Origin of the sequence: Streptomyces sp. NPDC048196, assembly GCF_040652715.1 — a bacterium.
GTDB lineage: Bacteria > Actinomycetota > Actinomycetes > Streptomycetales > Streptomycetaceae > Streptomyces > Streptomyces siderophoricus.
Genome location: NZ_JBEZMM010000017.1, coordinates 112,968 through 135,058, shown reverse-complemented (window position 1 = coordinate 135,058; position 22,091 = coordinate 112,968). Strand labels below are relative to the sequence as shown.

Annotated in this window: 20 protein-coding genes; 12 read left to right on the top strand and 8 right to left on the bottom strand. The window is 73.7% G+C overall.

Translation table 11 applies throughout. The features are described from left to right. Window positions 1–294: 294 nt before the first annotated feature. Complete coding sequence (locus tag AB0E02_RS19260) at window positions 295–930, bottom strand: TetR/AcrR family transcriptional regulator (protein WP_362140871.1); 636 nt, start codon at window positions 928–930, stop codon at window positions 295–297. Window positions 931–1,032: 102 nt separating this feature from the next. On the opposite strand from AB0E02_RS19260, the gene hmgA reads away from it, so the two are divergent. Both hmgA and AB0E02_RS19250 read left to right on the top strand, forming a co-directional pair. After that, on the top strand, window positions 1,033–2,358 hold the full coding sequence (hmgA, locus tag AB0E02_RS19255) for a homogentisate 1,2-dioxygenase (protein ID WP_362140869.1): 1,326 nt from the start codon (window positions 1,033–1,035) through the stop codon (window positions 2,356–2,358). Between the two features lie 16 nt (window positions 2,359–2,374). Further along, complete coding sequence (locus AB0E02_RS19250; RefSeq protein WP_362140867.1) at window positions 2,375–3,124, top strand: GntR family transcriptional regulator; 750 nt, start codon at window positions 2,375–2,377, stop codon at window positions 3,122–3,124. Here AB0E02_RS19250 and AB0E02_RS19245 read toward each other — a convergent pair. Further along, a complete protein-coding gene (locus AB0E02_RS19245; protein ID WP_362140865.1) occupies window positions 3,099–4,028 on the bottom strand; it encodes a LysR family transcriptional regulator in 930 nt (309 codons plus the stop codon). The genes AB0E02_RS19250 and AB0E02_RS19245 overlap by 26 nt on opposite strands. A 152-nt stretch (window positions 4,029–4,180) precedes the next feature. On the opposite strand from AB0E02_RS19245, the gene AB0E02_RS19240 reads away from it, so the two are divergent. Both AB0E02_RS19240 and AB0E02_RS19235 read left to right on the top strand, forming a co-directional pair. After that, the gene (locus AB0E02_RS19240) at window positions 4,181–5,071 is read left to right on the top strand and encodes an SDR family oxidoreductase (protein ID WP_362140863.1); all 891 of its coding nucleotides are present in this window, start codon (window positions 4,181–4,183) and stop codon (window positions 5,069–5,071) included. Beyond that, window positions 5,068–5,379, top strand: coding sequence for an antibiotic biosynthesis monooxygenase (locus AB0E02_RS19235; protein ID WP_362140861.1), 312 nt, complete (start codon window positions 5,068–5,070; stop codon window positions 5,377–5,379). Before AB0E02_RS19240 ends, AB0E02_RS19235 begins: the two co-directional genes overlap by 4 nt. Before the next feature lie 27 nt (window positions 5,380–5,406). Here AB0E02_RS19235 and AB0E02_RS19230 read toward each other — a convergent pair whose 3' ends face one another. After that, window positions 5,407–6,798, bottom strand: a complete 1,392-nt coding sequence (locus AB0E02_RS19230; RefSeq protein WP_362140859.1) for an MFS transporter — start codon at window positions 6,796–6,798, stop codon at window positions 5,407–5,409. A 245-nt stretch (window positions 6,799–7,043) separates the two neighbouring features. On the opposite strand from AB0E02_RS19230, the gene AB0E02_RS19225 reads away from it, so the two are divergent. After that, complete coding sequence (locus tag AB0E02_RS19225) at window positions 7,044–8,321, top strand: type ISP restriction/modification enzyme (RefSeq protein ID WP_362140857.1); 1,278 nt, start codon at window positions 7,044–7,046, stop codon at window positions 8,319–8,321. A 61-nt stretch (window positions 8,322–8,382) separates the two neighbouring features. On the opposite strand, the gene AB0E02_RS19220 is transcribed toward AB0E02_RS19225, so the two are convergent. From AB0E02_RS19220 to AB0E02_RS19205, 4 genes are all read right to left on the bottom strand, one after another. Further along, window positions 8,383–9,111 carry a TetR/AcrR family transcriptional regulator C-terminal domain-containing protein gene (locus AB0E02_RS19220; protein ID WP_362140855.1) on the bottom strand — a complete coding sequence of 243 codons (729 nt, stop codon included), beginning with the start codon at window positions 9,109–9,111 and terminating at the stop codon, window positions 8,383–8,385. Window positions 9,112–9,288: 177 nt separating this feature from the next. Then, a complete protein-coding gene (locus AB0E02_RS19215; protein WP_030415749.1) occupies window positions 9,289–9,552 on the bottom strand; it encodes a hypothetical protein in 264 nt (87 codons plus the stop codon). A gap of 285 nt (window positions 9,553–9,837) precedes the next feature. Continuing rightward, on the bottom strand, window positions 9,838–10,644 hold the full coding sequence (locus AB0E02_RS19210; RefSeq protein WP_362140853.1) for an SGNH/GDSL hydrolase family protein: 807 nt from the start codon (window positions 10,642–10,644) through the stop codon (window positions 9,838–9,840). A gap of 141 nt (window positions 10,645–10,785) precedes the next feature. Next, window positions 10,786–11,496: a YoaK family protein gene (locus tag AB0E02_RS19205; protein ID WP_362140851.1), complete on the bottom strand. Its 711-nt coding sequence runs from the start codon at window positions 11,494–11,496 to the stop codon at window positions 10,786–10,788. Between the two features lie 220 nt (window positions 11,497–11,716). On the opposite strand from AB0E02_RS19205, the gene AB0E02_RS19200 reads away from it, so the two are divergent. From AB0E02_RS19200 to AB0E02_RS19175, 6 genes are all read left to right on the top strand, one after another. Continuing rightward, window positions 11,717–12,160: a hypothetical protein gene (locus AB0E02_RS19200; RefSeq protein ID WP_362140849.1), complete on the top strand. Its 444-nt coding sequence runs from the start codon at window positions 11,717–11,719 to the stop codon at window positions 12,158–12,160. A 42-nt stretch (window positions 12,161–12,202) separates the two neighbouring features. Further along, entirely contained in the window at window positions 12,203–13,297 is a 1,095-nt protein-coding gene (locus AB0E02_RS19195) for a GNAT family N-acetyltransferase (RefSeq protein WP_362140847.1), read from the top strand. A gap of 482 nt (window positions 13,298–13,779) precedes the next feature. After that, window positions 13,780–14,592, top strand: a complete 813-nt coding sequence (locus AB0E02_RS19190; protein ID WP_362140845.1) for a glycosyltransferase family 2 protein — start codon at window positions 13,780–13,782, stop codon at window positions 14,590–14,592. Continuing rightward, the gene (locus tag AB0E02_RS19185) at window positions 14,589–15,689 is read left to right on the top strand and encodes a glycosyltransferase family 2 protein (RefSeq protein ID WP_362140843.1); all 1,101 of its coding nucleotides are present in this window, start codon (window positions 14,589–14,591) and stop codon (window positions 15,687–15,689) included. Before AB0E02_RS19190 ends, AB0E02_RS19185 begins: the two co-directional genes overlap by 4 nt. Continuing rightward, window positions 15,686–16,492, top strand: a complete 807-nt coding sequence (locus AB0E02_RS19180; protein ID WP_362140841.1) for a polysaccharide deacetylase family protein — start codon at window positions 15,686–15,688, stop codon at window positions 16,490–16,492. The genes AB0E02_RS19185 and AB0E02_RS19180 overlap by 4 nt, the downstream gene beginning before the upstream one ends. 51 nt (window positions 16,493–16,543) lie before the next feature. Further along, window positions 16,544–20,041 carry a lipopolysaccharide biosynthesis protein gene (locus AB0E02_RS19175; RefSeq protein WP_362140839.1) on the top strand — a complete coding sequence of 1,166 codons (3,498 nt, stop codon included), beginning with the start codon at window positions 16,544–16,546 and terminating at the stop codon, window positions 20,039–20,041. A 7-nt stretch (window positions 20,042–20,048) separates the two neighbouring features. Here the strand turns inward: AB0E02_RS19175 and AB0E02_RS19170 are convergent, their stop codons facing one another. After that, a complete protein-coding gene (locus tag AB0E02_RS19170; protein WP_362140837.1) occupies window positions 20,049–21,380 on the bottom strand; it encodes a xylan 1,4-beta-xylosidase in 1,332 nt (443 codons plus the stop codon). A 230-nt stretch (window positions 21,381–21,610) separates the two neighbouring features. Between AB0E02_RS19170 and AB0E02_RS19165 the strand changes: the two genes are divergently transcribed. Further along, window positions 21,611–22,012, top strand: coding sequence for an SH3 domain-containing protein (locus AB0E02_RS19165; RefSeq protein WP_362140835.1), 402 nt, complete (start codon window positions 21,611–21,613; stop codon window positions 22,010–22,012). Window positions 22,013–22,091 lie beyond the last annotated feature (79 nt).

Here is a 22,091-nt window from a genome sequence, read left to right as displayed (position 1 = left end):
GTAAAGCGACAGCAGTCCCAAACACCGGCCCCGCAGGCCCGTCACCGCACCCAACACCCACCCAGCCCGCCGCAGGCGCAACGACGAGACCACCCGCGACGGGAAAGACGAGTACGTGCGGGGCGCCGCAAAGCGCGCAACGACGAGACGCCCCGCGGCGGAACAGACAGCCACGCGCGGGGCGCAGCAAAGCGCGCAACGGCGAGCCACCCCCACGGCGGGACAGACAGCTACGTGGGAGGCACCGCAAAGCGCAGCGCCCCGCGGCGGGACAGACGGGTACGTGGGAGGGAACTACCCCAGGTACTGGGACAAATACGCCCGCAGGAGCGACTTCGTCTCGGTGACGATGGCCGGGTCGCCGGCCGGGTCGACGCGGAATGCCAGTTGCAGCAACGCGTCGGCCGTTTCGACGCCGACGAGGAAGGCCGTGCGGAGCTGCGCATCGGCCGGGTCCAGGCCGAGGCGCCCCGCGAGGAGGGCCAGGAGGCGGTCCGCGACCTCGTAGTTCGCCTGGCGGGACTCGCGCGGCGCGGGGACCGTGAACTCGACCAGGGCGAAGCCCGGCACGGTCCGTTTCATGGCGAGGTACTCGTCGATCACGACGTCCATCGCCCGGCGCCACTCCAGCCGCTGCCCCTCCGGCGCGGTCAGCCGGGCGGTGATCCGGTCCGCGTAGGCGTCGAGGTTGCGGTGGGCGAGTGCCTCCGCCATGGCCCGTTTGTTGGGGAAGAAGCGGTAGACCGAGCCGATCGGGACGCCGGCCCGGCCGGCCACGGCGCGGGTGCTCAGGTCCTCGTAGCCGGTCTCGTCGAGGAGTTCGGCGCAGGCGTCGAGGATGCGGGCCAGGCGCTGGGCGCTGCGCCGCTGCACGGGGGCGCGGCGCAGGGAGCGGGGCGGCCGGTCGGGGCGCGGGGTCGGCTGCTGCACCCGTCCATCCTGCCCGCCCTTCCGGCCGGGAGTGTCCGTTGACGGCCCTCTCCCGCAATCCTAAGGTCTTCCATAGGATTCCTTGAGCGGCGGGAGCGCGCGATGACAGGCACGGCCAACGAGCAGGCGAGGAAGACGGCCGAAGGGCTGGTGTACGCCACCGGGTTCGGCAACGAGCACAGCTCGGAGGCCGTCCCGGGCGCGCTTCCGACGGGCCGCAACTCCCCCCAGCGGGCCCCGCTCGGGCTGTACGCCGAGCAGCTCAGCGGTTCGGCGTTCACCGAACCGCGGGCGGCCAACCACCGCTCCTGGCTGTACCGCATCCGCCCGTCGGCCGCGCACCCGCCGTTCGTCCGCGCCGAGCCGCGCGCGGTGCGCTCGGCGCCGTTCACCGAGTGCGCCCCCGACCCCAACCGGCTGCGCTGGAACCCGCTGCCCGCCCCCGAGGGCCCGACGGACTTCCTCGACGGGCTGTGGACGCTGGGCGGCAACGGCGACGCGGCGCAGCGCAGCGGCATGGCCGTGCACCTGTACCACGCCAACGCGTCCATGGAACGGCGGGTGTTCAGCGACGCGGACGGCGAGCTGCTGATCGTCCCCGAGCGGGGCGGGCTGCTGCTGCGCACCGAGCTCGGGCTGCTGCGCGCCCTACCGGGTGAGGTGGCGCTGATCCCGCGCGGGGTGCGGTTCCGCGTCGAGCTGCTGGACGAGACTGCCCGGGGCTACGTCTGTGAGAACTACGGGCAGCCCTTCCGGCTCCCCGACCTCGGTCCGATCGGCGCCAACGGCCTGGCCAACGCCCGGGACTTCCGGGCGCCGGTCGCCGCCTACGAGGACGTCGAGGGCCCGGTCGAAGTCGTCAACAAGTTCTGCGGCAACCTCTGGGCCGCCACCTACGACCATTCGCCGCTGGACGTCGTCGCCTGGCACGGCAACCACGTCCCGTACGTCTACGACCTGCGGCGCTTCAACGTCATCGGGTCGATCAGCTATGACCACCCGGACCCGTCGATCTTCACGGTGCTGACCTCCCCGTCCGACACCCCGGGGCTGGCCGGCGTGGACTTCGTGGTCTTCGCGCCGCGGTGGCTGGTCGGCGAGGACACCTTCCGGCCGCCCTATTTCCACCGCAATGTGATGACCGAGTACATGGGGCTGATCGAGGGCGCCTACGACGCCAAGGCGGAGGGCTTCGTGCCGGGCGGCGGGTCGCTGCACAACATGATGTCGGCGCACGGGCCGGACCGGGAGACGTTCGACAAGGCGAGCGCCGCCGAGCTGGTGCCGCAGAAGATCGACGACGGGCTGGCGTTCATGTTCGAGACCCGGTGGCCGCTGACGCTCACCGCCCAGGCCCGGGACGCCGGCCATCTGCAGCGCGGTTACGACGACGTGTGGCAGGGTCTCCAGCGCCACTTCCGCCTGTGACATCCGGGGACCGCTCGTGACCACCTTCGCTCCCGACTCGCTGGACCTGAACCGCAAGCTGCCGCTGTGGTACCAGGTCTCGCAGTCGTTGCGCGCCTCCATACTGGGCCGCTCCCCGGACGCCCCGCTGCGGCTGCCCACCGAGGACGCGCTCGCGGCGCACTACGGCGTGAGCGTGCTGACCATGCGGCAGGCGCTCAAGGAGCTGGAGGCGGAGGGGCTGATCAGCCGGCACCGGCGCCGCGGCACGTTCATCGAGCCGGGTGCGCGGCGCGGTGCGCCGGTGCGGCTGCTCGGCTCGGTGGACGCGATCGTGGCCCAGCAGTCCGGGATGAGCACCGAGCTGCTGGACCACGGGCCGGTCGCGGTCCCGGCCGAACTGGCGGAGTACTTCCCCGGGTTGACGGAGGTGGCCGGGTTCCGCCGGCTGCGCAGCGACGAGAAGACGGGCGAGCCGACCAATCACGCGCGCAACTACGTGCGCCCCGACGTCGCGGAGCGGATCGACCCGGCGGATCTGCTGCGCTGGCCGATGACGAAGGTGCTGCGGGACGCGGTGGGCGTCCGGATCAGCCGGATCACCGACACGGTCGAGGCCCGCCTGGCCGACCCGGAGACCGCCCGCCTCCTGGAGGTCCCCCTCCTCAGCCCGATCCTCGACTACACGGGTGTCACCTACGACACCGACGGCCGCCCGGTCGACGTCGCGCGCATTCACTACCGGGGGGACCGCTTCTCCTTCACGGTGACGCTGGACGCGCACTGACCGCGCCGCCGGCCCGCGCCGCGGGCCAGAGCTCCGCGCACCCGTCGAGGACGCGGGTCACCGCCGGATGCGGATGCTCGGCCCGCCAGACGGCGTCCAGGCGGAGCTCGGGGGCGGGCCCCGCGAGGGGCACGAGCGTGATGCCGCGCGGGAGTTGGTGGGCGAGCGAGGCCACGACGAGGTTGATCCCGCGCCCGGCGGCGATGGCGGCCCAGGCGTTGGAGCCGGAGGCGGTCTCGTCGAGCACCGGCTCGAACCCGGCGGCCCGGCAGGCACCGGCCACCGCGTCGTAGTAGCCGGGCGCCATGTCGCGCGGCCACAGCTGGAACGTCTCGTCGCGCAGTCCGGCGAGCTCCACGGCCGGGGCCCCGGCGGCCGGATGGCCGTCGCCGACCGCCGCCCTGAGCGCCTCGCGCCGCACGGTCCGCCGGGCGATCCCCTTCGGGTAGCCGGCCCGGGGCGCGAGCGCGAGGTCGCAGCGGTCCTCCCGCAGCATCCGGCAGACGTCGGCGGCGAAGATCTCCCGGGTCTCCACCTTCAGCCGGGGCGCCCGGGCGGCGAGGTGGGCGGTGAGCGCCGGGAGGGTCTCGTACACCGCGGTGACCGTGTAGGCGATGCGCAGCTTGCCGGCCTCCCCGTCCGCCACCGCCCGGGCGTGCTGGGCCGCGCGGCCGGCGGCGGCGAGCAGCCGCTTGCAGTCGGCGAGGTAGGCGGCGCCGGCCGGCGTGAGCTCGACCCGGCGGGAGGTGCGGTCCAGCAGCCGTACGCCGAGGGTGTCCTCCAGCGCCTTGATCTGCTGGCTGAGCGCCTGCTGGGCGACGTACACGTCGTCGGCGGCGCGGGTGAAGCTGCGGCGCTCGGCCACCGCCACGAAGTACCGCATCTGGCGCAGCTCGGGTTCCATGCGACCGCATGGTAGGGCCGCCCGGCCGCACCCGTCGACAAGCCCGCCTTGTCGACCGACAACAAGCTGCGCTTGTCGACGAGGGGGCCCGCGCCTAGCGTGGGCCGGGCTGAACGACCAAGCACAGCAAGCCCGTTGACCCTGGGGGATGCATGATTCTGGTGACAGGTGCGACCGGCACCGTCGGCCGGCCGCTGGTGCGCGCGCTGCGCGCCCGTGGCGCCGCGGTCCGTGCGCTGGTACGTGACGCGGGCGGGGTGCCCGCCGAGTGGGACGACGGCGTCGAGCCGGTGGTCGCGGACCTGGACGACGCCGGCTCGCTGGCGGCGGCCGCGGAGGGTATCGAGGCGGTCCACCTGCTGACTCCGGTCGGCCCGGGCGCCGCACGGCAGGCCCGGAACGTGATCGACGCCGTCGCGGCAGCCGGCCGCCCCAAGGTCGTCCTCCAGGCGGCGATCGGCGTGCGGCACCGGACCGTCCCGGTGCGGTTCTTCGACGCGCACACCGCGGCGTTCGACCACCTCAAGGGCAGCGGCCTGCCGTGGACGGTGCTCGCGCCGAACGGGTTCCTGCAGAACTTCCTGGGTCTGCTGCCGGACCTGCGGCGCACCGGCACGCTGGCGCTGCCCGCCGGCGATGCCGCCGTGTCGTACGTGGACGCCCGCGACGTCGCCGAGGTCGCCGCCGCGGTGCTCACCACGGACGGTCACGAGGGCGCGGTCCTCGATGTGACCGGCCCGCGGGCGATGGACCACGACGAGATCGCCGAGCGGCTCGGCGCGGCCCTCGGCCGGCGGCTGACCTACCGTGCGCTCACGCCGGAGCAGGCCCGTACCGCCCTGCTCGGCACGGGCATGTCCACGTGGCAGGCCGACGGGCTGGTCGAGCTGTACGGCCTGTACGCGGCCGGTGCGGCCCGGGTCGTCTCCGACACCGTGCCCCGGTTGCTCGGCCGTCCGGCCCTTCCGATCGAAACCTTCCTCGCCGACCATGCGACCGCCCTGCGGGCCGGCCCCGTTCCCCGTCAGGAGAATCTGCGATGACCACCGAGTACATCCGCTACACGATCACCGACCCCGCGCGGCGGGCCGCCTTCGAGCAGGCGTACGCGGCGGCCGCCGAGCAGCTCGACGCGGCGCCCGAGTGCCTCGGGTACGACTTGGCACACGGGGTGGAGGAGCCCGAGCACTACATCCTCCGCATCGCATGGACCTCCGTCGAGGACCACCTCAAGGGCTTCCGCGGCGGCCCGCACTTCCCCGCCTTCCTCGCTCACGTCAGGCCGTACATCGGTGACATCGAGGAGATGAAGCACTACGAGAGCACGTCGGTGACCTCCGTCGGCGGATGAACGACCGCAGCGCGGGGCGCGGCCCGGTCAGATCCTCTCCAGGCTGCGCCCCGTACTGCGCGGGCCCAGCGCCGCCACGTTCGCGCAGAGCAGCAGCATCAGGCCGGCGGAGCCGGTGAAGACCGCGGCGGGGCCGAATTCCGTGAGGACGGGGAGGGCGACGAAGGGGAGGACGACCGAGGTGAGCCGGGAGAGGGAGTAGGCGATGCCGATGGCGCTGCTGCGCAGGCCGGTCGGGAAGAGCTCCGTCTGGTAGACGTGGAAGGCGTTGGAGAAGACGTTGCTCGCCACCGTCAGCAGGAAGCCGAAGGCGACGATCGCCCAGGTGGCGTCGGCGAAGCCGAAGGCCAGGCCGCAGCCGGCGATGGCGAGGGCGGCGGCGATAATCAGGGTGCGGCGCTCGATCCGGTCGATGAGCGGGACGGACAGCGCGGAGCCGAGCGGGTAGCCGCAGAAGCTCAGCGCGGCGTAGAGCAGCGATTCGGTGACGGTGTGGCCCTTCGCGGTGAGCACCACCGGTGCCAGTGACCCGAAGCCGTAGTAGCCGACGGTCTGCAGGACCTGGAAGATCCACCACATGACGGTCCGCCGGCGGTAATCGCCGCGGAACATCGCACCGAGCGGCACCCGCCGCTCCGGGACCGGCTCGGTCTCCGGTACGGAGGGCAGGCTGCCGCCGGTCTCCCGGGCGACCCGCTCCTCCAGCCGGGCCACGATCCGCTCGGCCTCCTCGTGCCGTCCGTGCACGGTCAACCACCGGGGGGATTCGGGGAGTTGGCGGCGCATCAGCTGGATGAAGGCGGCACCGAGCGCACCGGCCACCAGCAGCCAGCGCCAGCCGTCGATGCCCCACAGCCGGTGCGCGGCCACCAGCCGGGCGCCGAGCAGTGCGGCGACCGGCACGCCGATGAAGCCCAGGGTGTAGGCGTGGGCGAGGTACCGGCCGCGTACCGCCCGGGGCAGGAACTCGGCGAGGTAGGTGTCGACCAGCACGAGTTCGGCGCCCAGGCCGAGGCCGGCCAGGAAGCGCAGCGCCAGCAGCCACGGCAGGTCGGGGGCGAAGGCGGCGGCCAGCGAGAACACCGAGTAGGCACCGAGGTTGACCAGGAACATCCGGCGCCGTCCCAGGCGGTCGGCGAGCACCGAGAGGACGTTCGCGCCGACGAACATGCCGAGGAAGCCGGCGGCGATCACCCAGGACTTCGCGGTGTGGCCGAGGTGCCACTGTTCGGCGAGGACGGCGGCGAGCACTCCGCCGAGGAAGATCTCGTAGAGGTCGAAGAAGGCGCCGACGCCGACGACGAGGGTGATCCGGCGGTGCCACCGGGACGGTGGCAGCCGGTCCAGCCGTGCGGCGGCCCGGTTGCCGATGGGGCTTCCCCCGCGCCGTTCAGGCGTGGGGGAGGTGGTGTCCGTCATGGCGGTCCTCCCCTGAGCAGGTCCCGGCGCGCTGGGGCCCTCCCGCGCCGTTCGGGCGTCGGGGAGGAGCAACGTCCGCACCGCGTGCCGGGCGTACGGCGAGGACCGTACTCCGCCAAGATCAGTAAGCGGAAGACCGCCTCGGGTCGCCTGGGAGGGTGGCTCCGGTCCGGCCGGCCGGGCGGAGCGGCGGGGGCCGTCGCTACCATGCCGGGGTCAACCGAACGGTCCGGGAGGGGCTCCGCGTGACGGCGAAGCAGGACGCGCCACGGCTGTCCGATCTCATGCCGTGGTCCGTGGCGCCGCTGCGGCTCGGCCGTTCCTGGGTCCGGTCGCCGGATCCGGCGGCGCTGCGGACCCGTTGGCGGGCGCTGGTGGCCGCGGAGGACACCGCGGCCCGCGAGCGCCTGTTCCGGCCGTCCCGGGCCCGGACCCTGTACTCCGCGGTCGGCCAGCTGCCGGGCCAGCGGACCGCCACCGGGCGGCTGTACCGCGCGGCCGGCCCGTGCCCGGAGCCGGTGCGGATCCAGCACGGCCCGTTCGACCAGCAATGGTTGCTGCCCGACCACCGGCTGATCGACGCGGCCCGGCCCGAGCTGTGGCGGGTGGCGGACGCCCGGCAGCTGTACGCGGTCGAGCCGGGCCGGCTGCCGCAGCCGTCCGGGCCCGCGGTGGTGTGCGCGGCGCTGCTGCCCGACGGGCGGTCGCCGGCCGGGCGTCCCGGCCGGATCCATCCGCTCTACCGGCGGCCCGGCGGCCGTGAGCCGAACGTCGCCCCCGGGCTGCTCGCCCTGCTCACCCGCCGGCTGGACCGCCCGGTGGAGCCGGCGCAGCTGCTCGCCTGGGTGGCCGCGAGCGCCCGGCACTCCCCCGACGGCGCCGTGGTGCCGCTGACCGCCGATGCCGGGGTGTGGACGCGGGGCGTGGCGCTGGGCGAGCGGCTGCTGTGGCTCTACACCCGGGGCGGGTACGTGCCCGGGGACGGCCCGCCCGAGGGCTGCGCGGGCCCCGGCGGACGGCCCCGGATGCCGGGCGGCCGCCGCCCGTACGTCCGCGCCCCGCTGCCGGCCCGGGGGCTGCCGCGGAGCCTGGCGTACGACCCGGCGGACGAGGCGCTGCTGCTCGGCGACGGCGGCCGGATCTCACCGGTGCCGCAGGGCGCGTGGGACTTCTCGGCGGGCGGGGTGCGGGTGCTGGCGGACTGGTTCGCCGACCGCACCGGCACGGCGGAGGACGGTACGGCGACACCGCCGGAGGCCGGTTCGCTGGCGGCGCTGGGTCCGGCCGACTGGCCGCAGGAGTGGACCTCGGAGCTGCTGGAGCTGATCACCGTACTGGCGCTGCTGGCCGAACTGGCGCCGGAACAGGCGGAGTTGGCGGTGGCCACCGCGGATGCGCCGCAGTTGCCGGCCGGTGAGCTGCGGGCCGCGGGTGTGCTGCCCCCGCCGTCCTCGGCCCGCCGCCCGGCGTCCGTGCTGGACCATCACGAGGAGGGCCCGGACGGGCAGTTCGCGCTGGTGTGACAGCCGTTGGCCGGTGACCCGTCGCCGGTGGCCGTCCGTCCCCGTGGCCGCCCGGGCGTGCCTAGCCGGCGGTCGGGCCCGCGTAGGCGTCGAGGACCCGGCCGATGAGCCGGTCGAAGACCTCGTCGGGGTCGCCGACCGGTCCGCTGCCGGCCAGCACCCGGGCGATGAGGGGGTACTGGCCGGTGGCCACCGCCGACGTCAGATAGCCGGCCTGGGCCGCCTGCCGCTGTTCGGGGCTGTGGCCGGATTCCTTGGCGCGCTCGGCGGCCGCCTGCTCGGCGGAGGCCATGGAGACGACGGTGCCGTTGAGCATCGAGATCAGTTCGAGCTTGAGCGCGTCGTCGAGCCCTGAGTGCTCCAGTACGGCGAGGGAGTGCTCCATGTAGCGCAGCGCGTTGGGCCCGAGGAAGGTGTGGGACAGCACGGCGCCCGGCAGCCAGGGGTGCCGGCGCATCATCTCGCGGGCCTGGCGGGCGAGCTGGAGCAGATCGGCGCGCCAGTCGCCGGACGGGCGGTCGGGCAGCCGGTATTCGCCGACGGCGAGGTCGACCATGAGGTCGATCAGGTCGCCCTTGCCGGGGACGTAGTTGTAGAGCGACATCGTGGCGCAGCCGACCGCGGTCGCCACCCGTCGCATGGAGACCGCCGCGAGCCCGGACTCGTCGGCGATCCGCACCGCGGCCTCGGCGATCTCGTCGCGGGTGAAGGCGGGGCGGGGGCCGCGGCCGGTCCGCTCGGGGCGTGCCCAGATCACCTCGGGTCCGGCCGCGCGGCCGCTTGCTGCCATGAATCGATCACCTCGTCCCCATCCTAGTGACGTGGCGCGCGCGTCAGGGGGACGGTGCCGGCCGGCTCCGTGGGGGCGGGCACGAAAAAACCACCCGTCACGTGGTGACGGGTGGTCGGGAGCGGACCGGCCGGGCGGGGACGGGCCGGCCGCCCGAGGTGCCGTGTGACGAACGGCTCAGCCGTGTCCGCCGAAGAGCGAGCGCCGCAGCCTGCGCAGCGGTGCGAACAGCGACACCCTGGCGCCGCGGCCGTTCCTCGTCCGCAGGTGGTCGCGCGCGGTGAGCTCCTGCATCAGCGAGGTCGCGCCTTCCGCCTCCCGCTGCGGGATGGCGGGGCCACCCAGCACCGCGAGGTGGCGGTCGAGGCGCGCACTGGACGCACCGCTCCCGCAATTGATCGCAGGGACTCTGGCCCTGCTACGCACTGTTATCTGTTCCATGACTCTCCCCACCCTTACGAGGGCACCCGGCCCGGGCAGGGTAACCCTATCTCTCTTGGAGGACACGCGTGCAGACCGGTCAACGGATTCACCTGCCTCGCCATGACGTTGACGCACACCATACGGAATGTCACCTAAAGGCCGCGTCCCAGGGGGAGTTGACGGTGCGGAAGTTTCCGGAGGGAGGGCTTCCGCACGGCCGGCGGGCCGCCCGGTCCGCCGGGGAGAGACCGGGATCTCACGGACACTCCCCGGCGCCCGGGACGCGCCCCGGGGTGCGGTTCCTCAGGCGGCGGAGCCGAACACCGGCAGATAGCCGCCGGAGTGGCCGGCGGAGGTCGGGTGGTAGGACTCGTCGACGGGATAGGTCACGCTGTGCAGCCAGGCGCTGCCGGAGCACAGCTCGTGGCCGGCGAAGGTGGTGTTGACGTCGGCGAAGGAGAAGCCGTGGTCGGCGGCGCGCTTGGCGATGACGCCGTTGATGTCGTCGGCCGCGGCGTCGATGGCGGTGCGGGACTTCTCGGAGAGGCCCGCGAAGCAGCTTCCGCCGATCTTGTAGAAGCGCGGGTAACCCAGGACCACCACGTGCGCGGCCGGGGCCTTCTGGGAGATGGCGCTGTACACGGTGTCGAGCTTGCCGGGGAGGGTGTTGTCGATGTACGTCCTGGCCTGCGCGACCCGGGCCAGGCAGGCGCTCTCGCCCTGGAGCGCACAGGTCGTCATGGTGTCGGCGAATCCGGCGTCGTTGCCGCCGACGGTGATGCTGACCAGGCCCGTGGAGCTGTTGAGCGGGCCGAGCTGTCCGCTGACAACATCACCCGTTCGGGCGCCGGAACAGGCGGTGAACCGGAAGGAGGAGGGGGAGTGCGCGGCGGCCCACAGGGCCGGGTACGCCTTGCTGCTGCGCTTGCAGGTGCCGCTGGCGCTGTCGTAACTGCCGGCCCCGACGCCCGAGGAGTAGGAGTCGCCGAGTGCCACATAGCCGGTTGCGGTGGGGAGTTGGGCGGACGCGGCGGCGCTCGCGCCGGTGAGCGCGAGCGCCGTGGTGACGAAGAAGGCGGACGTCAAGGCCGCGAATCGGGACAGTCTCATGGAACCTCCCTTAGCAGGATCTCTGCCACATCCGTCGTAGCAAGACTCGCGGGTAACCGGAAGTGTCCATGCCAAAAGTCGTTTCATGTTCACGGTAAATGTGCTGATCCGGGCGGATGTTCACGACCATGCACCTTGCCGCTAGCCCTGGCCGTGGTGTTCGCGTCGGACCAGTGCGGGCACCACCGCCGCGGTGCCGGCCAGGAACGCCGCCACGAGCAGGATCACCAGCGCCGGCCGGGTGCCCAGGCCGAGCAGCACGGCCCCGAGCAGACCGCCCGCGAACATCGCGCCCACCGAGAGCAGGCGCCGGACCGCCGTCCGGCCGCCGTGCCCCGGCTGCTTGTCGTGCCCCAGCACCGAACCGCTGACCAGCGCCGCCATCGTGCGGGTCGCCACGGTGGTGGTGAGGTCGGGCGGGGCGGACCGCATGGCGGTGACGTTGCGCATGCCCATCGCCAGTGCCAGCAGCCCGATGACCGCGTAGCGCCGGCCCGGTGGCAGTCCGGGGGCCGGGTCCATCCCCCAGGCGACCGCCGCCGCGCCGGCCAGCAGGGCCGCCTCGGTGAACAGCCCGGCCGGGAACCACTGCTGCTCCCGCGCGGCCAGTCCGGACTCCCACCGGGCCCCGAGGGCCGCCCCCAGGGCGAAGGCGCCGAGCGAGACGGCCGTCGCCAGCACGGGCAGTCCACCCTGGCCCGCCACACCGAAGCCGAGGAAGAGCAGATTGCCGGTCTGCATGGCGGCGAAGACCTGACCGAGCGTCAGAAAGGTGATCGCGTCCACCACACCGGTGGCCACGGTCAGACACACCATGACCACCGTCAGGGCGATTCCGCTCGGCGGCTCCACGGGCCCGGCTCCTTCCCGCGGGCACCTCACCTCGCGCTCTCGGCCCAAGTCTCCGCGGGCCCGGTCCCCGGCCACGGCCATTGCGCCGTCTGTGGGCGGCCCGGCGACTCCCTCCCGCCGCCCGGGTTGCGGTCGTTTCCGGCCTTCTTCGCGCCTTGACGGTGCTCCGGGCGTTACGCGACATTGAGCGGCATCCGGCCGGGGGAGGGCAGAGCCGCTCATGCAGACGGACACCATCCGGGGCGACGGCCCCTACGAGCCGTCCCCGCCCGGCGCCCCGCCCGCGGCGTACGCACCACCGGGCGGCGTGGCCCGGTCGCTCGCCCTGGGTGCCGCGGTCTCGGCCGGCGCGATGGGCGCGGTGCTGGCGCTCACCGGGCTCGATTCGCCGTTGCGCGCGCCGTTCACGCTCTTCTTCCTGCTGATGGCGCCGGCCGGGGCGCTCGCGGTGGCGCTCGGGCGGATGGATCCGCTCGGCCGGGCGGTGGTGGCCGGCGCCGGGGCGCTCGCCGTCGACCTGCTGGTGGCCCAGGCGATGCTGGCGCTGCATCTGTGGTCGGTGCGCGGCGGGGTACTCGCCGTGGCGGCGTTCAGCGGGGTGCTGCTGCTGGGTTGCGCGGTACGGCGCCGGGCCGGCCGGGCGCGGGCCCGCCGTACGGACTGACCGTACGGGCCGACCGTACGGACCGAGGGGGAACGCACGGACATGGAGATCACGGTGCACCGGCCCGGTGAGCTGACCGGGGCCGAACGCGACGCCTGGGCCGAGATGCAGGCCGGGGCGCGGGCGGCCGGGGCGCCGCAGCTGGCGAACCCGTTCCTCTCCCCCGCCTTCGCGCTGGCCGTCGGCCGCTGCCGGAGCGGCGTACGGATCGCGGTGCTGCGGGAGGACGGCCGCCCGGCCGGGTTCCTGCCCTTCCAGCGGTCCGCGCTCGGGGTGGGCCGGGCGGTCGGACTGGGCCTGTCGGACGCACAGGGGCTGGTGCACCGCCCGGGCCTGCGGTGGGACGCCCGGGAACTGCTCCGGGCCTGCGGGCTGTCGGTGCTGGAGTTCGACCACCTCGTGGCGGGCCAGGACGCCTTCGAAACCCGTTCGTTCGGGCGGTTCGCCTCGCCGGTCATCGATGTGGACCAGGGCTTCGAGGCGTATCTGGCCGGACTGCGGGCGCGGTCGCCGAAGTTCGCCCGGACCACCCTGGCCAAGGAGCGCCGGCTCGGCCGGGACGTCGGTCCGCTGCGCCACGTCCACGACGAGCGCGACCCGGCGGCGCTGCGCACGCTGCTGCGGTGGAAGTCCGCGCAGTACCGCAGGACCGGCCGCGGCGACCGCTTCGCGCACCCCTGGATCGTGCGGCTGGTGCAGCGGTTGTTCCACACCCGCACGGAATCCTGCACCGGGCTGCTGTCCGTGCTGTACGCCGGTGAGCGGCCGGTCGCGGCGCACTTCGGGCTGCGTTCCGATTCCGTCCTCGCCTGTTGGTTCCCGGCCTACGATCCGCAGTTTGCGAAGTATTCACCCGGACTCGTGCTGCATCTGGGCATGGCACGGGCGGCGGCCGCGGAATCGCTCGGATATCTCGATCTGGGGCGCGGTGCGAAGGATTACAAGGATTCCTTCAAAACCCGTGAACTCATGGTGTCCGAGGGATGGGTGATGCGACCTCATCCGGCCGCACCGGTGCATTGGGCGCGGCGCGCGCCGGTGCGTGCGCTGCGCAATGCGGTGCTCGCCCGCCCCGAGTGGTTCGAGCCCGCGGACCGCCTGCTCAAGCGGGTCGGGCGGCTCCGGACCGGACGCTGATTCCGGCGCCCGTACGGCCCTTTCGGTCCGGCATTCCGCGGCCTTTCCCAAAGGCCCGGGAGGGCGTACGCCGGTGCATGAATACAGGCGTACATCAGTACGCAGTGGCCAATTGCCCTAAAGGGTATTTGACATGCAACGACTTGCCTTAGAGTCCTCCTCGTCCATTCCGTCGCACTTCATTTCCGACGCACTTCCAGCCGCATCGGACGAGGACCGCCGTGCTGTTCCGGGGGAGGAACAGCCGGCGGAGGCGTCCGGTGCGGTGCGCGGTGGGGGGTCTGGTGCATCTGGTCCTCGCCGGCCGACCGCGGTCGCCGGGGCCAGGTCACGAGCCGCGCTTTCGTGGTCACGCATATCGGCTCGCCCTGTCCGCACGGTGCTCCGTGCCGCGCGGGCCGGGGTGCGAACCCCCCTGTCGGACCCGGATCTCAGCACGGACCGCCCGGGGCGGTCCACCGGACGAGAGGGAAAGAAATCCCATGAGTGCGTTCCTTCGCCCGGCCGATGCGGATGAGCCGCTGACGCTGCTGCCGGACCAGGCCGTCTACCGTCCCGTCTCCTCACACCTGGCCATCGCTCCACCCGTCAGCGTCGTCATCCCGGCGATGAACGAGGCGGCGAACCTCCCGCACGTCTTCAAGACCCTCCCGGACTGGATCCACGAAGTGGTCCTGGTCGACGGGAACTCCACCGACGACACCGTCCGGGTCGCCCGCGAGCTGTGGCCGGGCGTCACCGTCGTACCGCAGCGCGGCAAGGGCAAGGGGGACGCGCTGATCAGCGGGTTCGCGGCATGCACCGGCGAGATCATCGTGATGGTCGACGCGGACGGCTCGGCCGACGGCGGCGAGATCGTCAGCTATGTCTCGGCGCTGGTGTCCGGCGCGGACTTCGCCAAGGGCTCACGCTTCGCCAACGGCGGCGGCACGGACGACATGACGTGGATCCGCCGGCTCGGCAACCGGCTGCTGACCGCCCTCGTCAACGCCAAATTCGGCGCGCGCTACACCGACCTGTGCTACGGCTACAACGCCTTCTGGCGCCGCTGCCTGGGCCAACTCGCCCTGGACTGCGCCGGGTTCGAGGTCGAGACGCTGATGAACATCCGGGTGGTCAAGGCCGGCCTGCGGGTGCAGGAGATCCCCAGCCACGAGTACCCCCGCATCCACGGCGACAGCAATCTGCGGGCGGTCCGCGACGGGCTGCGGGTGCTGAAGGTCATCGCCCGCGAACGGGGGGCCGGACGGAAACGGGTGCCCCGGCCGGCGCTGCTCACCGGGGAGGCCCGATGAGCCCCGGCAGACCGGTGGCCGGGCCGGCGGTGGGACCGGCGCTGCGGATCTCCGTCGTGATCTGTGTGCACACGGAGGACCGTTGGGACGACATCCTGGCCGCGGTGGCCTCGGTCCGCGGCCAGTCCCACCCCGCGCATGAGGTGCTGCTGGTGGTCGACCACCATGCGCGGCTGCTGGACCGGCTCCGGGAGCACTTCGGGGGCGCCCGCACGGGCGCGCCCGCTCCCGGTGCGCCGCCGGTGCCCGTGCTGATCATGGCCAATTCCGGCCCCCGCGGGCTGTCCGCGGGCCGGAACACCGGGATCGCCGCGGCGGACGGCGAGGTCATCGCGTTCCTCGACGACGACGCGGTCGCCGAGCGGGACTGGCTGCGCCACTTCGCCGCGGCCTACGCGGATCCGGCGGTGCTGGCGGTCGGCGGGCGCACCGAGCCGGTGTGGGCCGCCGGCCGCCGGCCGGTGTGGTTCCCCGAGGAATTCGACTGGGTGGTGGGCTGCACGTACCGCGGTCTGCCGCCGGGGAAGGTGCGGGTGCGCAACGTGCTCGGCGGCAACGCCTCGTTCCGCAGGATCGCCTTCGACCTCGTCGGCGGGTTCCCGATAGGGATCGGGCGGGACGGTGACCGGCGGCCGCTCGGCTGCGAGGAGACCGAGCTGTGCATCCGGATCAGCCGCACCCTCCCGGACGCGGTGCTGCTGATCGACGACCGGGCGGTGATCCACCATCGGGTGCCGGCCGAGCGGCAGCGGTTCGGCTACTTCCGCCGCCGGGCGTACGCGGAGGGCCTGTCCAAGGCGCTGGTGACGCGGAGCGTCGGCGCCCGGGACGGGCTGGCGACCGAGCGGCGCCACACCGCCCGGGTGCTGCCCGCGGGCGTGCTGCGCGGGCTGCGCGACACACTGCTCGGGCGCCCGGGCGGGGCCGGCCGGGCGGGCGCGATCCTGGCCGGCACGGCGGCCGCCGCGGCCGGCTACGCCCGGGGCACCCTCCGCGCCCGTACGGCCTCAAGCGCGCGACACGACAAGGGAGTTGATACCTTCCCCGACGACGGCACGACCGCCGTGTCCGCCGTGCACGAGGGAGCGGCGGTATGAGCGACGACCGCCCCCCGAGAGTGCCGATCCTCATGTACCACGCGGTGACCTTCGCGCCGACCCCGGCCGTACGGGCGCTCTCGGTCACCCCCGACGCGTTCGCCGAGCAGCTCGCCGCGCTCGCCGACGGCGGCTTCACCCCGCTGACGGCCGCCGCCCTCGCCACGGCCTGGCGGGGCGGCGGCCCGCTCCCGCACCGGCCGGTGCTGATCACCTTCGACGACGGCTACGAGGGCGTCCACCGCCACGCCCTGCCCGCCCTCGCCCGGTACGGCTTCCCGGCCACCCTCTTCCTCACCACCGGCTGGCTGCGCGGTCCGTACGACACCGGGGACGCACCGGACACCATGCTCGACTGGCGGCAGGTGCGCGAACTGGCCGCGGCCGGCGTGGAGATCGGCGGGCACAGCCACGGCCACCCGCCGCTGGACGGCCTCGACGACCGGCGGCTGCGGCACGAGGTGCTGCGCTGCCGGGAGTTGATCGCCGAAGAGGTGGGCGCGGCGCCGGAGTCCTTCGCGTATCCCTACGGCCACTCCGACCGGCGGGTGCGGGGGATGGTGCGCGGGCTCGGCTTCCGGCAGGCGCTCGCGGTCGGCAATGTGCTCGCGGCCCGCGCGCAGGGCCCGTACGCGCTGGCGCGGCTGACCGTGCGGCGCCGTACCGGGACCGAGGAGTTCGCCCGGCTCGTCGAGGGCCGCGGACTGGTCCGCGCCTATGCCGCGGACCGGGTGCTCACCAAGGGGTACGCGCTGGTCCGCCGAGCCCGTCAGGTGGTGCGGCCATGTCCGCCGGGCCCCTGACGCCGAGCCCGTCGTGGCCCCGCCGCGGCGGAAGAAGGAGCAGCCACGCCGGTGTCTGACACGACCACCCGGGCCGCGGAGCACACCGCCCCGGAACCGGAGGCGCGGGGGACGGCCGGCCGCGCGCCGGGCAGTCCGCTGTTCCGCAACGCCTATGCGCTGATGCTGAACACCGGTGTCTCCGGTCTGCTCGGCCTGGGCTTCTGGCTGGTCGCGGCCCGCTACTACACCGAGTCCGCGGTCGGTCAGGGGTCGGCGGCGATCGCCGCGATGAAGCTGCTGGCGGGGCTGACGGCGGTGACCCTGACCGGTGCGCTGGCCCGTTTCCTCCCGGTGGCCGGCCGCACGACGGGGCGGCTGGTGCGGCGCACCTACCTCGGCAGTGCGGTCGTGGTGGCCCTCGCCGCCATCGCCTTCCTCCTCACCCTCGGTCTCTGGGGCCCCTCCTACCACTTCCTGCACGGCCCGGCGGCCGGTCTCGGCTTCGTCGTGGCGGTGGTGGCCTGGTCGGTGCTCACCCTTCAGGACGGGGTGCTGACCGGGCTGCGCAGCGCCTGCTGGGTCCCGGCCGGCAACCTCGCCTTCTCCGCCGTGAAGCTGGGCCTGCTGGTCGTCCTCGCCGCCGCGGTCCCGGCCGCCGGGGTCTTCGTGTCCTGGGTCGCGGCGATCGCGGTGTCGGTGCTGCCGCTGGGCTGGCTGGTCTTCCGGCGGCTGATCCCGCGCCACGTACGGGCCACCCACCGGACCGCCCGGCCGCCGTCACCCGGCGAACTGGCCCGCTTCCTGGCCGGCGACTCCACCGGCTCGCTGTTCTCGCTCGCCGTCGTCTACCTCGTACCGGTGCTGGTCGCCTCGCAGGTCGGCGCGGCGGACAACGCGTACTTCTACGTCACCACCACCATCGGCGGCACGGTCAACCTGCTGGCCCTCAACATGGGTGCCTCGCTGACCGTGGAAGGGGCGCACGACCCGGCGGAGCTGGCCCGGCACACCCGGGCCGCGCTGCGCCGGATGACCCGCATCATGCTGCCGGTCTGCCTCGGCCTGTTCCTCTTCGCGCCGTGGATCCTGGGCGTGTTCGGCCCCGGGTACGCACGGGCGGCGACCCCGCTGCTGCGCTGGTACGCGGTCGGTGCCGCCCTGCGGGTCGTGATGGAGGTGCACTTCGCGGTGTTGCGCGCCCGCAGCCGCACCTCCGGACTCGCCGCCCTGCAGGGCCTGTTGTGCGTCCTGGTGCTCGGGCTGACCCTGGTGCTGCTGCCGCACCGGGGGCTGACCGGTGCCGGGATGGCCGAGGTCAGCAGCCTGACGGTGATCGTCGCGCTGGCCGCCCCGCGGCTCCGGCGGGTGCTGCGCGGCGGCACCGCCCCGGCGCCGCCGTGCCGGGTCCCCCCGGAAGGTCGTGCACCGGACGGCGATCTGGCGGACCTGGCGGCCTACGGGGACCTGGGCGACGGCGGGTACGGGCTGCCGCGGGAGGTCGCCGTGCACCGGGGGCCGCCGCCGCCCACCGCACCCACGCCGCGCGCCCGGTCCCGCCCCCGGCGCCGTACGGGCCGGGCGGCCACTGCCCTCGTCGTGCTCCTGGCGGCCGCCGCCGTGGCCCTCTTCTGGCTGCCGCTGCGCGGCCTGGACGACACCGCCCTGGACCGGATGAACGGCCTCGGCCTGATCTCCGTCCTGCCCGGCGCGACCCTCGCCGGGGCGGCCCTCCTGGTGGCCGCGTTCGCCGCGGCGCTCCAACTCCCCCGGCAGCACCGGACGCTGCTCGCGTCCCTCCTGCTGCTGACGGTGGTGGCGCTGCACGCCCTGCCCGCCGTACTGGAGGCCGAACCGCGCTTCCCCACCGCCTGGCAGCACCTGGGATTCCTGGAGTACCTCGCGCGGACCGGGGCGGCCGTACCGGACCTGGACGCGCGCTGGAGCTGGCCCGGTTTCTTCGCCGGGGCGCAGTTCCTCGCCGGCGCGTGCGGTGTCACCGATCTCACCGGACTCCTCCGCTGGTGGCCGCTCGCCCTCCAACTCCTGTATCTGGCACCGCTGTTCCTCCTGCTGAAGGCGGTACGGGCCGGGTGGCGGGCGAAGTGGTGCGCGGCCTGGCTGTTCGTGCTGTGCGGCTGGGTCGGCCAGGACTACTTCTCGCCCCAGGGGTTCACCTACCTCCTCCACCTCTGTTTCGTCGCGATCCTGCTGGTGTGGTTCCGGGCCCCGCACCGGGAGGCGGGCCGCCGCCGCCCGGGCGAGGCCGCCGTCCTGCCGGCCGGCCCCGGTCGCCGGGTGGTCCTGCTGGCCGTCCTCCTCGCCCTCTTCACCGCGTCCGTGGCGGGCCATCAGCTCACCCCCTTCGTCATGCTGGGGGTGCTCACCGTCCTGGTGGTGGCCCGCCGCTGCACCCTGCCGGGGCTGCCGCTGCTGCTCGGGGCGCTGGTCGCCGGGTGGGTGGGGCTCCTGGCCGAGCCCTACTGGTCGGGCCACTTCGACGAGCTGTTCGGCGGTCTCGGCGGCGTCGGCGCCAACGTCAGCTCGTCCGTCACGGACCGGATCACCGGCGGCGACCCCACCCACCAGCTCGTCCTCCTGACCCGGGTGGCGCTGGCCGGCGGGGTGCTGGCGCTGGCCGGCTGGGGCGTACTGCGCCGGCGCGCGGCCGGCTTCACCGAACGCTCCCTGCTGACCCTGACCGCCGTCCCGTTCCTGGCCTTCGGCCTGCAGTCGTACGGCGGCGAAATGGCCCTGCGGGTCTTCCTGTTCGCCCTGCCCGGTGCCTGCACGCTGGCCGCCCTCGCCCTCTTTCCGCACGGTACGGCCGCCCGGCGCGGCGCCCTCGGTCCGCTCGCCGCGCTGCTGACCGGTCTGCTCCTGACCGCCGGCTTCCTCGTCGCCCGGTGGGGCAACGAGCCCTTCGAGCGGGTCCGGCCGGGCGAGGTGGCCGCCATGGACTACGTCTACGCACACGACCGCCCGACGGTGCGGCTGCTGTGGCTGAGCAACGACCCGGTCGGCAGCGTCACCCCGGCGATGCCCTGGGGCGCCAAGGACATGGAGCGGGTGCAGTACGTACCGACGCCGGCGCCCCGTGACCCGGCCGCGGTGGCGTCACTGGTCACCGCCCTCCGGAAGGCCGGTCCGCAGTCGTATCTGATCGTCAATCACGGCCAGGCGGAGTCGCTGCGGCTGGACTCGGCGTACCCGCGGGGCTGGGAGCAGCGGCTGCGCACCGCCCTCGACCGGCGCCCCGGCCTCCGGCGGGTGCTCGGCAACGCGCACGCCGCGCTCTACGCACTCCAGCGGCACCCGCCGGGCCCGGTGCCCGCTCCCCACCCGGGCCCGGCCGGCCCCCGGGTGACCTGGACACCCTGGTCGGTGCTGGGCGCGCTGTCCCTGCTCGCCCTGCTGGCGGTGCTCACCCTCCGCGAACTGCTCCGCGTGACGGCGTCCTCCCCCACTCCCCGGCAGCACCGGCGGCTCCAGGCGCTCTTCTGGTTCGCGATGCCCCTGCTGGTGACGTTCCTGGCGTCGCTGGTCCAGCGTTTCCTGACGATGTCGTAGGCAGCACTCACTGCGCGAGGGAGATCCACCGCACCCCGTACCCGTCCACCACCCGCTCCTTTCCGCCCACCCGCACCGCCCCCGGCCGGCCCGCGGTATTCACCAGCAGCGCCGTCCGCCCGTCGCTCAGCCCCAGGATGCCGACGCTGCCGGTGGCCATTTCCCGGGGTTGTGCGTCCGGCGGAAAGGCCTGGGAAAACCGCGCCAGCAGACTCCACATGGGCAATTCCCGCCCCCCGTCCGCCGATTCGGTACTGCTCCACAGACACCCCGGGCAGTCCCGCCCGCCCTGGCCCTTTCCGTCCCCCTCCGGATTCCAGTAGAAGCCGCTGGTCGCGCCGCCCTCCGCCATCTCGATCAGCGCGACGGCCTGTGCGGCGACCCGCTTGCGCTCGCTCCAGCCGCGCCGCCCGCCCTTCTCGTCCGCGACTTCCACGTACCACTCCGCCCACCACAGCGGCAGCCCGGTCCTGTTCCGCAGCCACCGTCCCACGTCGGCGAACTTGCGGGCGGCGGTGAAGACACCGGGCGCGTACCGGTCGTCCTTGCTGTAGCTGGACCCGTCGACGACCACGAAATCCGCCCCGGCCTTGTGCCGGTTCCAGTAGGCGAAGGCGTCCAGCGTCCGCTGGTCGATATGGCCCCAGGCGCCCTTGAGCGCCGACGGATACCGGTCGTCGCCCGGCACATAGCTGTCCATCACCAGATAGGGCCCGCCCACCTGGTTGCGCTCGTCGACCTTCTTCAGCTCCTGGTACACGAGGTTGTACAGCCGGGTGTAATTCTCGGCGTCCCACCGCCCTTTGGCGTCGTCGAAGAACCCCTTGAATTCGTTCCAGACGACGAAATGCCGGATCTCCGGATAGCGTCGGGCGACCTTTCCGGCGAGCGCCGCGAAGTCCGCGAAGTGCTCCGGTTCCGGGGCCTTCTCCAGCCGGCTCCAGTCCGTCCGGCCGGGCGTCCCGCCCTTCATCCAGTCCGGCGCGCAGCACAGCGTCAGTACGGGCGTGCCGCCGGTGCGGCGGATCAGCGCCGTCCGCCGGTCCAGGTCGTCGAAGTCGTACCGTCCGGGGCTCGGTTCCGGGTTCCCCGCGCCCCAGCCCATGAGGTGCTGGTTCTGTGCCATCGGCTGCCCGGCGAGCAGGTGGGCCGCCCGTTCCGCCGCCGCGTCCGCGCCCCGGTCCGCGCTGAACCGGGTGTGCGTGAGGCCCCACCCGACCGCCGGCCCGGCCGCCGGTGCCCGCGCCGGCCCCTTGGCGTCCCGCTGTCCGCTGCCCGGCGCGCTCCACAGGACGAACAGCAGCCCCACGCCCAGCACCACCGCCCCGGCCACGATCACCCAGGCCGTACCCTGACGTTCCCCACCACGACGTAGCACACGGGCAGATTAGCGAGCCAACTGCCCAGTACGTGCTGTTTTGGGGCAATGGGTGGGGGCTTCCCGAGGCGATCCGGAGTTCCACTTCCTCCCTGGGACGGCTGGGACGGCATCGTCCGGTGGCCGGTCGGAAAAGCTGAGCGACGCAGGGCACGCTCCGGTGCCGCTGCCGGTCGTTCGAGGAGGTTCCGATGAACCGACGCCTGTTCCGCAACGGTGTGGTCGCCCTGGTGGCGGCTCTCGCGATGGTCCCCGCGGTGGCGGTGGCCGACTCCGGTCCGTGCCGCCATCCCGGGCGGCACACGGACGCGGTCCACCACAGCAGTGGTGTGCCGGTGGTCGCCGGCCGTCATGTCCGGTACGCCCAGGGGGAGGTGGTGACTCCGCCCGGTGTGCCGCTGAACGTCCGCTCGGGGCCGGGTGTCAGGTACCGGGTGATCGATGCGCTGCGTTCGGGGAGCGTGCACGGGCTGCGGTGCACGACGACCGGCAGCCGCGTGCACGGCAACCCGTACTGGTACAAGCTCGCGCACCGGCCGGGCTATGTCTCCGCCCACTACGTCCATGCGTTCGGCACCGTGCCGTGGTGCTGAATGCCGTGGTGCCGCTGTCCGTGGCGCTGATCCCGTCACGACGGGCGCCGCGCGGGCGCTAGCGGCGCCCGGATGACCT

Coding starts and splice junctions, on each gene's coding strand:
- hmgA (WP_362140869.1), top strand. CDS start 1,033: ATGACAGGCACGGCCAACGAGCAGGCGAGGAAGACGGCCGAAGGGCTG.
- AB0E02_RS19180 (WP_362140841.1), top strand. CDS start 15,686: ATGAGCGACGACCGCCCCCCGAGAGTGCCGATCCTCATGTACCACGCG.
- AB0E02_RS19230 (WP_362140859.1), bottom strand. CDS start 6,798: ATGACGGACACCACCTCCCCCACGCCTGAACGGCGCGGGGGAAGCCCC.
- AB0E02_RS19245 (WP_362140865.1), bottom strand. CDS start 4,028: ATGGAACCCGAGCTGCGCCAGATGCGGTACTTCGTGGCGGTGGCCGAG.
- AB0E02_RS19215 (WP_030415749.1), bottom strand. CDS start 9,552: ATGGAACAGATAACAGTGCGTAGCAGGGCCAGAGTCCCTGCGATCAAT.
- AB0E02_RS19220 (WP_362140855.1), bottom strand. CDS start 9,111: ATGGCAGCAAGCGGCCGCGCGGCCGGACCCGAGGTGATCTGGGCACGC.
- AB0E02_RS19190 (WP_362140845.1), top strand. CDS start 13,780: ATGAGTGCGTTCCTTCGCCCGGCCGATGCGGATGAGCCGCTGACGCTG.
- AB0E02_RS19195 (WP_362140847.1), top strand. CDS start 12,203: ATGGAGATCACGGTGCACCGGCCCGGTGAGCTGACCGGGGCCGAACGC.
- AB0E02_RS19185 (WP_362140843.1), top strand. CDS start 14,589: ATGAGCCCCGGCAGACCGGTGGCCGGGCCGGCGGTGGGACCGGCGCTG.
- AB0E02_RS19200 (WP_362140849.1), top strand. CDS start 11,717: ATGCAGACGGACACCATCCGGGGCGACGGCCCCTACGAGCCGTCCCCG.
- AB0E02_RS19210 (WP_362140853.1), bottom strand. CDS start 10,644: ATGAGACTGTCCCGATTCGCGGCCTTGACGTCCGCCTTCTTCGTCACC.
- AB0E02_RS19165 (WP_362140835.1), top strand. CDS start 21,611: ATGAACCGACGCCTGTTCCGCAACGGTGTGGTCGCCCTGGTGGCGGCT.
- AB0E02_RS19235 (WP_362140861.1), top strand. CDS start 5,068: ATGACCACCGAGTACATCCGCTACACGATCACCGACCCCGCGCGGCGG.
- AB0E02_RS19240 (WP_362140863.1), top strand. CDS start 4,181: ATGATTCTGGTGACAGGTGCGACCGGCACCGTCGGCCGGCCGCTGGTG.